Below are 14,913 nucleotides of genomic sequence, written 5' to 3'. Positions count from 1 at the left end.
GTTAAAGTTAAGCTAGGGAAATACAAAAATAGATGTAAATATAGGGAGTTTTAAATGAATAATATTAAACTGAATTTCAAACATATTTTACTGGCCTCATCAGCATTGCTAGCGCTGACTGTTTCACAGGCCTATGCCGCGGATGAAACAGATAAAAAGACCACCTCAGATGACGATGCGATGGTGTTAGAGGAAATTATTGTAACGGGTATTCGGGGCAGCCAGATGCGTGCCTTGCAGACCAAGCGAAATTCAGACACGATTGTAGACGCAATCGCGGCTGAAGATGTTGGTAAATTTCCGGATCAAAATATTTCAGAAGCTTTGCAGCGTATTCCGGGAATTACAATTGATCGTAATGGAGGCGAAGGCAGAACAATTACTGTGCGTGGCTTAGGCCCGGCAACCAACGCGGTGTTGTTGAATGGCCGTGTTCTGGCGACGGAAAATGATGGGCGTGAGTTTAGTTTTGACATCCTTCCTGCGGAGCTGATCAACGCCGTGGACGTGTATAAGACACCCAATGCCAAATTAGTCGAAGGAGGAATTGGGTCGACCGTGAATATGAAAACGGCACGCCCCCTGGATTTTGACGGGTTTACTGGTGCGATATCGGCAAAAGGTATTTACGATACATCACGAGAAAAAGTCTCACCGCAATTTTCCGGCTTGCTAAGTGACACTTTCGTGGATGGCAAGTTTGGCATTCTTGGATCCTTTTCTTATGTCAAACGGGATCTTCGTACCGAGCGTGTATATACGGACGGTGTCGAAGCAAACTTGAACCTTGATTTTGACAATGATGGCACGAACGAACTTGAAGGTGTTTCGATGCCGACATTCGCAGAGTATGACATCAACGAAACAGATCGTGAGCGCATCAGTGGTACCTTGGCGCTTCAGTGGCAGGTGTCTGAAGACTTGCTCGTTACCATTGATGGCCTATATTCCAAGCTTGATGTGAATGACAATACCCATACATTGTTCTTCTATGGCGGACCAGGTGAAGTCACGAATGCGACGGTTGATGAAAATAATACCGTTACCCACGCACAGGGCCAGTTCCAGACAAGAATAGCTTCCATTATTCGCCCAAGATTAGCAAAAACCTACCAAGCCGGCTTTAATGCTGAATGGTCGCCGTCAAGCAATTTGAATACGGTCTTTGATGCGGCTTACTCCAAATCTACGGACAACACAGGCGGAAATCAGGCATGGTTTGATACTGACCTTCATGCGCCCGGTTCAGACCCGAGCCAGGTAATGTTTGATATCAGCCCGAACGGCTTGCCGACATTTTCTAATTTTGGCGATTTATCCGATACGTCTAATGCAACATTCGGGTGGTTTACCTGGGAGGGCAGGAGTGTTTCTGATGAAACATTCCAGGCGACCTTCGATGGAGATTACCAGTTTGATGATGCTGGAATCCTGAATTCCATTGCGGGCGGCGTCAATTACGCTTTCCGTGAAAAAGGCCGGGTGGTGAGTAAAACGCCGGGTAATATTCAGTGTCTCTGGTGCGGCGTGCCATTCCCACAGGAGCTTTTCTCTACCGTTGATGCGAGCGGTTTTCTGGGGGGGGATTCTGGTGAGTTTAATACAAGTTTTCCGTCGTTCGATATTTCGGATATGCAGGCTTGGATGGAGTCCGACGCGGGAATTAACGCAACGGTAGATCCAGATGCGACCCGCGCGGCACTTGCCACGAATGGCAATGGTGTCGGTGTGGTAGAATTGCCAGGTGATGGTGGGGTAGTAAGAGAAAAGAATTACGGTGCCTATATTCAGGCGAATTTCTCCGGTGATTTTGGAGAAAAAAGCTGGTCGGGCAACTTGGGGCTTCGGTATACTAAAACGGATGTCTTGTCTTCAGGCGTTGGTCAGGAGATTTTGGAAATTCTATCTCCACCGAATTCAGATCGGGTTGTTGTTCTGTCGGACCCCATTCCTATTCAGGAAACCGGCTCATATAATGTGTGGTTGCCGAGCGCGAACGTGAAAATCGATATGGCAGAGGATATCGTGTTCCGGGCGGCTGTGGCAAAAACGCTGACGCGGGCAACCCTAACGGATCTTATGCTTTTCCGAAACATTAATGCTCGTGAAAGAGAGCGCAACATTAACTCGGGTAATCCAAGTCTCAAGCCTTTAACCGCGTGGAACTATGACGCAGCACTGACATGGTATATCGATGATGTGAGTTATGTGAGTGGTGCGGTATTCCATAAAGATCTGCGTAATAATATTGCCCGTAAAACAACCGTTGTTACAATTCTGGGAGAAGAGTTCTTCTCTAATCGTCCGGAAAACGAAGGTGAAGGCAGTCTGACAGGCTTCGAATTGCAGGCTCAATATACCTTCTCAGGTTTGCCAGCACCGTTTGATGGTTTGGGAATGTCAGCCAACTTCACGTCTGTGTATAATGGTGACGATAATTCAAAGACCTATAATGTTGTAGGCTTCTATGAAAAAGGTCCTCTTCAGGCGCGTATTGCCTATAACTTCCGGGATGGTTACACCTTGACAGAAGCGGGCAAACGGGGACAGCCTGAAATGATCCGGGCTTATGGCCAATGGGATGCTAGCGCAAGCTATGATGTAACGAATGATATCGCAGTCTTCGTTGAAGCGATAAACATCACAAATGCACGCACATTATGGTTCTCAAGCTTTGAAAATCGCGTGATTGAGTATGCTGACAATGGCAGTCGTTATTCCATCGGCGCTCGTATGAGATTTTAATAATAATTCTCATTTCTCAAATATAAATCTCACAGCAAGGCCTCGGCCTTGCTGTGAGTTATCCAGCAACCTTGTGTCAAATATGGGCGTCATTTGAAATGACCTATCAAGCAGGGTGCTGTTATTCAAAATATATTTTTAAAAAGATAGGTTTACGTTATGTCTAGAAGGCATTCTGAAAATATATTGTTCGGTGGTGTGGAAGCAGGCGGCACAAACTTTAATTGTGTAATGGGCTATGGTGATGGCGATATCATTGCGCGACGGACCATTCCAACAACAACCCCAGAAAACACGCTTGCTCAGGTGGTTGATTTTTTTAAAGAAAAATCCATTGAATACGGCCCTGTCCAGGCTTTGGGCATCGCTCATTTTGGGCCAATCGATATTAATAAGGCCTCCAGGAGTTACGGAAAAATATTACTGACCGTCAAACCGGGCTGGTCATACTTTGATATCGTTGGCTATTTTTCCAATATTTTTTCTGTTCCGGTCGCCTTTCAAAGTGATGTGAATGGCGCCGCTATTGGCGAACGGTATTTTGGGGGTGCTAAGGAAAATGATAATTTTGTCTATATGACGGTTGGCACCGGTATTGGCGGAGGAGCTTTTGTTAATGGTCACTTGGTGAATAACCTCCAGCACCCGGAAATCGGACATATGCTTGTGCCGCACGATGTGGTTCAAGATTCTTTTCCAGGGAGCTGCCCTGTCCACGGAGACTGTCTGGAGGGTCTGGCGTCTGGTTCCGCCATCAAGAGCAGATGGGGTTCTCCGGGCGAGAGCCTTCCCGAGAACTCTGCCGTATGGGAGCTTGAAGCGCATTACCTGGCCATTTTATGTGTGAATTTGTGTTATTGCTACGCGCCGGAAAAAATAATTCTGGGGGGTGGGGTGATGGGACAAAAGCAGATCTTCCCCATATTGCATCGTAAATTCTTAGAGTTGATGCATGGCTATATGACAACGCTAAATGAAGTTTCGATAAAAGATTTCATTGTTCCGACCCGCCTTGCTGGCGAGGCGGCGACTAAGGGTAGCTTGATCTTGGCGCATCAAGGTTACTTCTCTGAAACCGCTGCTGCTTTAAGCCCGCGGTGCAATAAAACCCACAGATTTCCATGAGACTAGAATTATGAACGTAACACAAAAGATGTCGCCACTGCCCGATTTTCGGTCCACAGGCTTTTTGATTGAGCATGTTCGTTCAATACTGACTTTTTATTATCCGCAATGTATTGACCAGGAGAAAGGCGGTTATTTTCAACATTTTGATGCAACTGGAAAGGTAAGTCTGGAAAATCACCAAAGACATTTGGTCAGCAGCAGCCGTCTTACGATTAATTTCGCGGTAGCAGCAAAACAATTCAATGATCAAGCGTTTCTGGATGCGGCACGGCATGGCCTTGCGTTCCTCCGCGACGGGCACCGTAATCCTGAAACCGGGGGATACGCCTGGATGCTGGAGAATGGCCAGATCAGTGACGGCGATAATCACTGTTATGGCTTCGCTTTCGTGCTTATGGCTTATGCACGGACTTATGAGGCAGGCGCGAAAGAAGCGTATGATTATATAGACGAAACCTTTCAGTTTATGGAAAAGCACTTTTGGCAAGAACAGGATAAATTATATATTGAAGTCATTGACGCTAAATTGAAGAGCGCCTCACTTTATCGTGGCCAAAACTCCAATATGCACTGTTGTGAAGCTTTGATTGCCGCTTATGAGGCCACAAAGGAGCGCCGCTATCTTGATCGGGCTCTCGTGATTGCCCGCCGGATCACGGTGGAACTTGCCGCCCAATGTGATGGTAAGATTTGGGAACATTACAATGACCATTGGCTTGTCGATTTTGAATATAATGCGGGGGATACGGAAAACAAATTACGCCCTTGGGGATATCAGCCGGGCCATTTCACCGAGTGGGCCAAACTACTTTTACTCCTTAATAAGCACACGCTGGAGGGGTGGTTGCTGCCTCGCGCCAAAGCTCTGTTTGACAATGCAATGGAAGTAGCTTTCGATACTAACAATTGCGGGTTGTTTTATGGGTTTGCGCCGTCAGGCGAGATATGCAGCAATAGCAAATATAGCTGGGTTCAGGCGGAAACGATCGTCGCGGCCGCGTTACTTGCCAGCCAAAAGGAAAACCATCTCTACTGGTGTATTTATCATCAGTTCTGGCAATATGCCTGGACGCATATGATTGACCACGAGCAAAAATGTTGGCATCGGAATTTAACCCACGACAATAAGACCATAGAGGCGTCAGGGGTCTCAATGGGGCGGACGGATTATCATTCGATCTGCGCCTGTATTGAAATTATTCATTTGCTTTCGCAGGATGAAAATACAAAAAAAGATAGTCAAGGATCAATATTGTGACATCACTCACCTGTTTCAAAGCCTACGATATTCGTGGGCAGCTTGGTTCCGAGCTTAATGACGAGATTGCCTACCGTATAGGCAGGGCTTTCGGGCAGTTTCTAAAAGTAGATGCGGCCCCAAAAATGGTAGTCATTGGCGGCGATGCACGTTTGACGTCAAAGGACCTGAAAGCGGCAATTGCAAAAGGGCTGATCGACGCGGGAGTTGATGTTATTGACCTTGGCATGACCGGAACCGAGGAAATTTATTTCGCGACACAATATTTAGGTGTTAATGGCGGGCTCGAGGTGACCGCCAGCCATAACCCGATGAATTATAACGGCATGAAAATGGTGCGCGAAGGATCGCGCCCGATCAGTGGAGATACGGGTCTTCTGGATATTAAACGCCTCGCAGAAGAAGGTCATTTCAAGGAACCCAAGACCAGGGGGACGATTACCTCGGGGTCTATTCTGCAGGCCTATATCGACCACCTGATGAGCTATGTCGATACGCGGCGGTTTAAGCCGCTTAAACTGGTTGTCAATGCAGGGAATGGTGCGGCGGGCCCTGTGATCGACGCGCTTGAGGCGCGATTTAAAACGATGAGGATGCCGGTTGAATTGGTGAAGGTGCACCACGAGCCGGATGGGTCTTTTCCGCATGGTATTCCCAATCCCATGTTGATTGAAAATAGAGCGGTAACAAGGGATGCCGTCATTGCGCATGGCGCGGATATGGGTATTGCATGGGATGGTGATTTTGATCGATGTTTCCTCTTTGATGAAAAGGGGCGGTTTATTGAAGGGTACTATATTGTTGGGTTGTTGGCAGACGCTTTCCTGCAAAAAAATCCTCATGCAAAAGTGATTTATGATCCGCGTCTTATATGGAATACGATTGACCAGGTAAATGCCGCTGGAGGCGTGGCAATACAGTCTAAATCTGGCCACACATTCCTGAAAGAACGTATGCGTGCCGAAGATGCCATTTATGGCGGTGAAATGAGTGCTCATCATTATTTTCGTGATTTTGCCTATTGTGACAGCGGTATGATTCCCTGGCTGCTGGTCGCCGAATTATTATCTCAGAAGCAGGTTCCTCTGTCAGAGATGGTCGAGGAGCGCATCTTGGCTTATCCCATTTCAGGCGAAATCAATCGGGAGCTTCCGGATCCGGAAACCGCTATCCGGCGGGTATTAGATCACTATAAAGAGACGGCACTTAAGATTGACTATACAGATGGTGTTAGCCTTGAATTCGATCAATGGCGCTTTAATCTGAGAAGCTCGAACACGGAGCCTGTGGTCCGGTTAAATGTAGAATCCAGAAGGGATATTCAATTGATGGCTCTAAAGACTAAAGAGGTTCTATCTATTTTAACAATATAAAGAACTGACTTAATAATTTTAGTGTTTTAAATTTTTCACAACAGCGAAACGATCAATAGATTAAATGAGCTCAGAAGTTCGGCGGACTTTCTTTATAAATTTCTCCTGTTTTCTCTAAACGGGCCTGTCACGTTAATATTTTCGTGACGAAGAAGTTGTAACTGACGCCTAAATCAAGCGGCATTGGTCACGAAGTTCCATTCAACCATTGCGATAGATCGTAGTTGCCGTATAGTTTTTCTTGAAATGAGATGTCGTTGAGTGTTGAAAAGATTATACCCCAAGGGCAGGCTTCGCGCTAAATTGAGCCGTAAATTGACAGAAAAATCTGAGCAGATTTATGAGATTTAAATCTTTGCATCTTTCTCTCTCGTCGCCGGATGGGAACATGTGAACTTTCTGCCCTATTGTTCAGCCTGTTGGTGGTATCATGCAAGTGCTCTATATTTAAATCTCGGAGTGCAGCGCTGTAAGACCTCAATTTATCGGTCACTATTTTTGTTGGTAATATACCTTGATTTTGTAGTAATTTTCGAAGAAGTTTTAGAGCAGCTCGTTTGTTTCTGCGCTTTTGCACTAAGACATCCAGGATTTCGCCTTCTCCATCAACGGCCCGCCAGAGATACATAGATTTGCCGCCAATCTTGACAAATACTTCATCCAGAAACCATTCTGTATGGGGTAGGGGCCTGTGTTTTTTGATACGACGAGCATATTCTGCTCCGAACTTAAGAGCCCACCTACGCACGGTTTTGCTGCTCCGCGCTGCCCTTCGGGTTATAGCTGACATCAATGCCGCGTTCAGCTAATAGTTCTTCAACGTCTCGATAACTCATCGTAAATCGAAAATAAAGCCAGATAGCTTGTCTGATAATATCCGGATGGAAGCGATGTCGATGATATGATATTGTTTTCATGAAAATCACATAACATAGAATTTGGCAAAAGTTAAGGTGACAAACCCATCAATAGAAATGATTTTCGCGTCTCCCCACTGCGCTTAAAATCTATACTGCAGACTCACAGATGCATTACGGCCCGGCTGGGTGAAACGGTTGAGATAGCTGGTATCGGCGGTATATCCGCGGACATCTTCCCAAAGCCAATATTCTTGATCCGTAAGATTGAAAGCGCCGGCGCGCAGGACCAGCGTCTCCGTCAGATTGACATAAGCGGTGAGGTCAAGAAGGGTATAGCCTTTTGGGGAAAAACCGTTGGTAGTGCTATTGCGATCAGGATTCTTGGCGCCGACAAGGGTGCCGGTCAAGCCCAAACCCCAGCGCTCGTCCGGCGCATCATAGGTCAGCCCCAATACAGTCTTTGTGGGGGCGACAGAATCGATGGGCGTTTTCATGCCACTCTGCTCCGTATCGCCTTTGGCATAAGCGAAGGCGGCCTGGATGGCCAGACCAGACGGCGCTCCCGTCAACTCATCCAGCCAGATAGCGGCACGGGCCTCTATACCCGAAATGGTGGCTTCTGCAAAATTGGTATACTGGTAGATGCTGATGCCGGAAGAATGGTCGACGGTTTGCTCAATAAAATCATCGTAATTGGAATGGAACCCGACCAATTCGACATTATAGGCCTTGGTGTTGGCGCGCAGCCCAACCTCGAAGGAGGTACTGCTTTCCGCTTTCAGGTCCGGATTGGCAAGCGTGATATAGCCGCGATAGGCGGAGCTGGTGTCCTCGCGATATAGCTGGATCAGCTCCGGCGATTTAAACCCCTGGCTGAACTGGCCGAACATGGAGATCACATCGGTGAATTTATACACCAAACCCGAACGGAAGGTTACTTTGTCGCTGGTATGTTTCTTGAGTTCGGTGGGGTAGAACTCATCGGCATAGGGCGTTGCGCGGAAACTGTCGTACCGCATACCCGGAGACAGCAGCAGGGCACCGTCCAATAAAGTAATCTGATCCTGAGCGAACAGGCCGATGGATTGGCCCTTCACAACGGGTGTATAGCGGGCGAGATCGGCGTCCCGGCCGCCGTCCAGATAGAATTTATCTGTGCGGTTTGTCTGTGTGGCATGCTGGTAAATAAAACCATAGGTTAAATGGTGAACGCCTGCCTTTTTATCAAACTGGCTGGCCACTTGATAATCTTCTTCGTGGTGGCGATAGTCGATCAGGCGATGGCCATAACCGAAGGCCGCCGTCCTGTTGTTGGTTTTTTCGGTGGCCCCGCCTTTTTGCCAGTCAAAAGTCAAGGACATATTATCAAAAGCTATATTGTTGGCGTCCCATTCATAGGTTATTCCGGCATGTTTACGGGTGAATATATCGTCCCCCGTATAGTCTGTATAGTTAAACATGGCGTTATAGCTGGGACCTTCCAGTGTCAGAAGGTCAATATGGGAACTTGAGCGGAAATATTCGCCGATCAGCTTCAGGCGCTGTGTGTCACTGATGTGATATTCAATCTTACCAAGGATATTGTCGCTGGAAAATTCATAAGGATTGGGCAGGATACGCTCGTCTCCTGTGCCACCAGCGTAATTTTCACCAAAGTTTTTCGTCTCCTTGCCGTCGCGGCGGGTATATTGAAGGAGAAATTCGAGCTGGCCCGTCCGGTTGGCGAGAGAAACGGTTTCGGCAACCATGTTGGTGACGCTGTCATAGAGGATTTTGGCGTGGCCTCCGGTGTCGTTTCCACTTTCTTCAAGATAGGCCGACGGACTTTTGGTGGTATAGGCCACGACGCCGGCGAGGGCGTCACTGCCGTACAGACTTGAGGCAGGGCCGCGCAACACTTCCACCTGGGCCACACTGTCCATATCAACGAAATTTCGGGGCGAGTTTAACCAAGGGCCGGATTCGAAGGACTTTGACTGTTCGGTACCATTGACAAGAATTTTAACGCGGTTACCGGTCAGGCCGCGAATATTGAATCCAGAAAGGCCGAAGCGGCCCGAATTGGTCGCGGCGACGCCTGGCTCATAGCGCAACATGTCGCGGATATTGGTGACCATATTCTTTTCAAGCTGCTTCTGGCTGATCACGCTGACCGACGCAGCGACGTCTTCCAGTTTATTCTCGGTGCGGGTGGCGTAGACAACAATGGATTCCAGTGAAAAATCTACTGAGGCGTCGGCTTCCGCCGCGACGGAAGCCGATGCGGAATTGAGGATAAATTGTGATGCGCTTGTGAGAAGCAGGGGCAATAACAGACGATTTTTCACTAAGACTCTCCCGGATCCATAAAGAGGATTATTTAATATTAAGAATGATTCGCAAGAAAGCTAATGGATTTCATTCGGGCAGTCAACATTAATAATGATTCTTATAATTAGTTGCGTTAAGTGAAAAAGATCTGTAAACAGAAATGGAATTTGGAACATGTCGGTCTGACCACCGCATGGCTCTGCGATATAGAAAATGATGACGTACGATCTGTCGTACGCCCTAATTGGGAGTTGTTAAGTGATAAAAAATCTTGAGCATCTGATGTATCAGATATCTGACCTGTTTATGGCCCCGGTCCTTATTTTGCTGGTGGGGTTATTCTTTTACAGCCTGTATGCGCTGGGCGGTTTCGCCATGCAGGCTGTGCAGCGAAAGCAGGGCGCGCCGGCCTTTCAGGCCTTTCTCGGCATTGACCTTCATGACACAGACGTCCCGGCGCCTCGAGGTTATCCCCTTGTCGCAGCCGCATTGGCGCGTCCCGGGGCGAGCAAAGACGATCTTGACGTTGCCGCGCTTGCTGAGATGGAAGGGGTGCGTCTGGTGAGCCGCATCGCGCCGATGCTTGGGCTTATCGCCACAATGATTCCGATGGGGCCGGCGTTACAAAGTCTGTCCGATGGAGACGTTCAGGGCATCAGTGAAAATTTGATCATTGCCTTTTCGGCAGTCATCTTTGGCCTCGTCGTGGCCTCAATCACCTTTTTCATCGCCAGCATCAAGCGAAAGTGGCTGGCGGAGGAACTTGTCGCCTTGATTCCTCTGCTGGAAAAGCGCGCATTGACACAGAATAAACAAGAGGAGCCGCACCGTGAGGCTGCTTGATGAAGATGAGGCGGCAAATCCCGCTCTCTCGGTCGTTAACCTGATTGATGTGTTTCTGGTTCTCCTGGCCGCGCTCCTGATTTCCATTGCGCAAAATCCGATTAATCCTTTTCTGGGTAATGATGTGATGGTGATCAAAAATCCGGGGCAGCAGGATATGGAGATCGTTATTAAAAAGGGGGAAAAGATTGAGACCTATAAAAGCACCGGGGAAATCGGGGCCGGTGAGGGGGTGAAGGCGGGGGTCGCCTACCGTATGCCGGATGGATCAATCATATATGTTCCCGACGATACGCCAGAAGGCGCTGCCCCAGCTCCTGCCGCCAACTAATCCAATCATGAGAGATATTATAATGCGTTTTCTGTTTGCCATTTTTATGATCGTCACTATTGCCGTGACGGCATCCGCCCAGGACAAGAGCGATACCGGACCGGTATATAAAATATTATATGTTTCAGGCACGCACAGTAATTTGGCCAAAATCGCGGCGCTCAAGGGCTATATCTCGCCTTTGGGGGTGACCATTGATCGGGCGTCTTTGTCGGATATTGGCGATCCTGCGGCCGCGAGTCTCAAATTCTCGACTTATGATTTTGTTGTGATGGATGATGCCTCTTCCCGCAGCAGTAAAAGCTCATTTGAGAAATATATCCCGGCGGCGCATGCTTATGAGGGAAAGATGCTGGCCATAAACTGGCTTGACGAAAAACGTCTGGTGCGGGGTTTGACTGACGTTGAGGCTCAAAGACTTCATGACTATTATGGCAACGGTGGACAGGTGAATTTGAAACGCATGGCGGATTATCTCGCCATGATCCTAGGGAGGCAATCTCATGATGATCACTCTATTCCTGCGCCGGTGATCTATCCAGATGTTGGTATCTATGCACCGGGCTATGAAGGACTTATTTTCGAGACTCTGGATGCCTATATGGCGTGGAAAGGGGAAGGTCAGACGAAAAAGCCGGCGATTGGCGTTCTGATACAGCGATCCCAGATTGAATCCGTCAATACCAACGTGATCGACGTCGCCATTGCGAAAATTGAAGCGCAGGGGGCTCTGGCCATTCCTTTTTTCTTTGAACTCAGCCCGCAAACCAGTGATTATGTGCCGATGCTGCAAAAGGGCGGCGAAACAATTTTTGATGTGATTGTGAATTTTCGCGCCATTCATTGGGCGAATAAACGTCAGAGCGAATTTGAACGTCTCGGTGTGCCGGTGATCCAGGCCCTGACCTATTTTGACGGGGACCAGAAAGCCTGGGAAGCGGATACGCAGGGTATTTCACCGGGCATGACACCTTTCCTTCTTGTTTTGCCGGAAACCGCAGGCGTAATTGATCCCGTGATTGTCGCGGCAGTTAATCAAGAAAGCGGTAAGGCTGAAGTCATTGACTATCAAATGGATCATTTGATCTCTCGCGCGATAAAATATGCTGCCCTGAAAAATACGCCGAATGAAGATAAGAAGCTCACGGTCTTTGTGTGGGGCGACAAAAATGTGGGGGCCTCCTTCCTTAATATAGAAGAAAGCCTGCGTAGTATCAGCGGTGCGTTACAGCGGGCAGGATATGCCATTGATAAGGTGGGCAGTGATTACTTCACGGACCGGATTGATCGCGTGCTCAATCCCTTCTACCGTGATTATGAGCTGGAGGAACTGCTGAGAGACGATCTGGCGGAAGTTATGCCGGTGAAGGAATATGTGACGTGGTTCAATTCACTGCCGGAGAATGTCACAGCGCCGATTAACCAATTCTGGGGGGCCGCCGATCAAAATTTTATGGTGGTGGACCATGAGGGAGAGCGGCAGTTCGTGCTGCCCCGGATCCGCAACGGCAATTTGCTGGTCATGCGCCAGCCGCCCCGGTCTGATGATCCGGATCAGGACAAGCTGATCTATCATAAAGGGACGGTCCCGATGAATCACTATTATCTGGCGGCTTACTATTACGCCCGGACATATTGGGGATCGGATGCGATCATTCACCTGGGTACACATGGCAGTCAGGAATATCTTTCAGGCAAAGAGCGTGGCCTTTCCCGCTATGATCAGAGTAATCTGGCCGTCGGCGATACGCCGGTTTTGTACCCCTTTATCATTGATGATGTGGGCGAAGCCATGCAGGCCAAACGGCGCGGCAGTGCTACGGTGATTGGGCATATGACACCACCCTTTGCCGCCGCAGGACTGGCGGGGGAGGCCTCTGAACTCCACGAACTGATGCATCAATTTAAATCCCTTGATGAGGGGGGCGTGCGCGCGAAAACAGCGGAAGAAATCAAGGCACTTTGTTTTGAGGCGAAATACTGTCAGGATCTGGAGCTGAACGAGGTCACCATAGATGCCGATTTTGCCGCCTTTTTGGAGCAATTGCATGTTTATCTCGAAGATATCGCTACGCAAAATCAACCGCTTGGGCTGCATCGTTTTGGTGAGCTCCCGGAGCGGAAGCTGCTGATTTCCACTCTGGTGCAGATGCTGGGGGCGGACTTCACTGGCCGGGCCCGTGACTATGAAGCGGATGCCTATCCCCGCGAAGAGGGATCACAGTCCCCTAACGCGACAGACGATCCCGCGCATATTATCGCCCAGGATATAACACCACTTGAAGACCTTGCGGGCTTCAAAACCGTGCGTGACTTTGTGGTCGGGACCGGTGACCTCACACAATTGGACGAGACCTTGCGCACCGATGTTGAGCGGGGCCGCCTCTATATTGCCAATATGACCGGCATTCAGGAATTGCCGCATTTGATCAAAGGCCTGTCGGGGGGGTATATTCCCGTCAATACCGGCGGAGATCCCATTCGCCATCCGGAATCCCTGCCATCGGGATATAACCTCTATGGTTTTGATCCAGCGCGATTGCCGACGAGTGCGGCCTGGGCACAGGGCAAGGAATTGGTGGAAGGGGTGATCGAAGACTATCGCGTCCGGCATGGCCACTTCCCTGATAAACTGGCCTTTTCCTTATGGTCCATTGAAGCCATGCGCCACTACGGCGTTCTGGAAAGCCAGGCGCTATACGCCATGGGGGTGAAGCCTGTCTGGAGTGCGGACGGACGTGTTGTTGGCACAGAGATTATTCCGGCGCGGGAGCTGAAACGCCCGCGTATTGACGTCGTGCTTTCGGCCACAGGTCTTTATCGCGACGCGTTTCCCGATGTGATGCTCAGACTGGCCGATGCCGTGCGCAAAGTGGCGCAATTGAAAGAGGCGAATAATTCAATCTGGGACAATACACAGCGGGTTAAGGCAGACCTTATGCAGGAGGGCATGACCGAAGAGGACGCCACCTATTTCTCTACCGTGCGACTGTTTTCCAACAGCTCGGGCAACTATGGATCAGGCGTTGATGATGCGGTGCGGGCGAGCGATACCTGGGAGACGGATGCGAAAATTTCTGACAATTATCTGGCCAAGATGGGCACGGCCTATGGGGCGGACCCGGCCCGCTGGGGGGAACAGCTTGAGAATGTCAATTTATATGGCAAGCAGCTTTCCGGCACCGATGTGGCGATGTTGGCGCGTTCGTCGAATATCTATGGCATGATATCAAGCGATGATCCGTTTGAATATTTTGGCGGCCTCGCGCTGGCGATCCGCAATCTCGATGGGAAAAGCCCGGAAATGCTGATCGCCAATCTACGGGACGCCCAGAACCCGCGCGCTGAAAATGCCGCCCAGTTCCTGGCGAAAGAGTTGCGCACCCGCAGCCTCAATAAGCGCTGGGTTTCTGAAATGATGGAGGAAGGCTATTCCGGCGCGACGACTTTGGCGAGCCGGCTGACGAACTTTTGGGGCTGGCAGGTGGTGGACCCAAATTTGGTGCGGGATGACCAGTGGCAGGAGTTTGCCGAGGTCTATATCAAGGATAAATTCAACTTGGGCGTCGATGAATTTTTTGAGAAGGTAAATCCCATTGCTCAGGCAGAAATGCTCGAACGGATGCTGGAGGCCGTCCGCAAAGACTATTGGGCGGCGGATGAGGCAACCCGGCAGCTTCTGACGGAACGCTTGATCGAGCTGGTCAATAAATATGATCTGGTGGTTGAGAATGAAAAACTCAAGGCGTTCGTCAATGGTCAGGCGGCAGGTTTTGGAATGTCATCGGTGCTCCCGACGGCCGGCGCATCATCCGTCACGCTTGCATCTCAGCCGGTGCAGGGACAACAGTTGAAAAAGGTCGCGCAAACAGAACCGCTAGATCAAGACTATAATTGGGCCCTGATTATTGTACTTCTATTATGCACTGGATTTTTCACAGGGGGTGTTTTCCGACAGAATCATATGAAAGGGACGCGTCACTAGGGTATTGAATAATATCTTCAAAAAGTGAATGCCTTCAAATTTCCAGACATCTTTGAGCCTCTACTTCTGTTGTCGCACAT

Annotated in this window: 8 protein-coding genes and 1 pseudogene; 7 read left to right on the top strand and 2 right to left on the bottom strand. The window is 49.1% G+C overall.

Annotated features, from left to right (window positions below):
- The first annotated feature begins 54 nt into the window (after positions 1–54).
- The 4 genes from FIV45_RS12065 (at position 55) to FIV45_RS12050 (ending at position 6,504) form a co-directional block, all read left to right on the top strand.
- A complete protein-coding gene (locus FIV45_RS12065) occupies positions 55–2,745 on the top strand; it encodes a TonB-dependent receptor (RefSeq protein ID WP_099472362.1) in 2,691 nt (896 codons plus the stop codon).
- 159 nt (positions 2,746–2,904) lie between these two features.
- Positions 2,905–3,870 (top strand): ROK family protein, encoded by a 966-nt coding sequence (locus FIV45_RS12060; RefSeq protein WP_099472363.1) that lies wholly within the window; start codon positions 2,905–2,907, stop codon positions 3,868–3,870.
- A gap of 10 nt (positions 3,871–3,880) precedes the next feature.
- Complete coding sequence (locus tag FIV45_RS12055) at positions 3,881–5,131, top strand: AGE family epimerase/isomerase (protein ID WP_204602157.1); 1,251 nt, start codon at positions 3,881–3,883, stop codon at positions 5,129–5,131.
- Complete coding sequence (locus FIV45_RS12050) at positions 5,128–6,504, top strand: phosphohexomutase domain-containing protein (RefSeq protein ID WP_099472364.1); 1,377 nt, start codon at positions 5,128–5,130, stop codon at positions 6,502–6,504. Before FIV45_RS12055 ends, FIV45_RS12050 begins: the two co-directional genes overlap by 4 nt.
- 173 nt (positions 6,505–6,677) lie before the next feature.
- Here FIV45_RS12050 and FIV45_RS12045 read toward each other — a convergent pair.
- Positions 6,678–7,421 (bottom strand): annotated as a pseudogene (locus FIV45_RS12045) (IS6 family transposase).
- An 83-nt stretch (positions 7,422–7,504) separates the two neighbouring features.
- Positions 7,505–9,691 (bottom strand): TonB-dependent hemoglobin/transferrin/lactoferrin family receptor, encoded by a 2,187-nt coding sequence (locus FIV45_RS12040; protein WP_165776961.1) that lies wholly within the window; start codon positions 9,689–9,691, stop codon positions 7,505–7,507.
- 241 nt (positions 9,692–9,932) lie between these two features.
- Between FIV45_RS12040 and FIV45_RS12035 the strand changes: the two genes are divergently transcribed.
- The 3 genes from FIV45_RS12035 to FIV45_RS12025 are packed head-to-tail and all read left to right on the top strand — an operon-like array spanning position 9,933 to position 14,833.
- Entirely contained in the window at positions 9,933–10,517 is a 585-nt protein-coding gene (locus FIV45_RS12035; protein ID WP_099472004.1) for a MotA/TolQ/ExbB proton channel family protein, read from the top strand.
- Complete coding sequence (locus tag FIV45_RS12030) at positions 10,504–10,848, top strand: DUF2149 domain-containing protein (RefSeq protein WP_099472005.1); 345 nt, start codon at positions 10,504–10,506, stop codon at positions 10,846–10,848. The genes FIV45_RS12035 and FIV45_RS12030 overlap by 14 nt, the downstream gene beginning before the upstream one ends.
- A 22-nt stretch (positions 10,849–10,870) precedes the next feature.
- Entirely contained in the window at positions 10,871–14,833 is a 3,963-nt protein-coding gene (locus FIV45_RS12025) for a cobaltochelatase subunit CobN (protein WP_165776962.1), read from the top strand.
- Positions 14,834–14,913: the final 80 nt, after the last annotated feature.

This window comes from Paremcibacter congregatus, from assembly GCF_006385135.1.
GTDB lineage: Bacteria > Pseudomonadota > Alphaproteobacteria > Sphingomonadales > Emcibacteraceae > Paremcibacter > Paremcibacter congregatus.
Note: the sequence above shows the minus strand (reverse complement) of the source record. Positions and strands in the feature narration are given on the sequence as shown.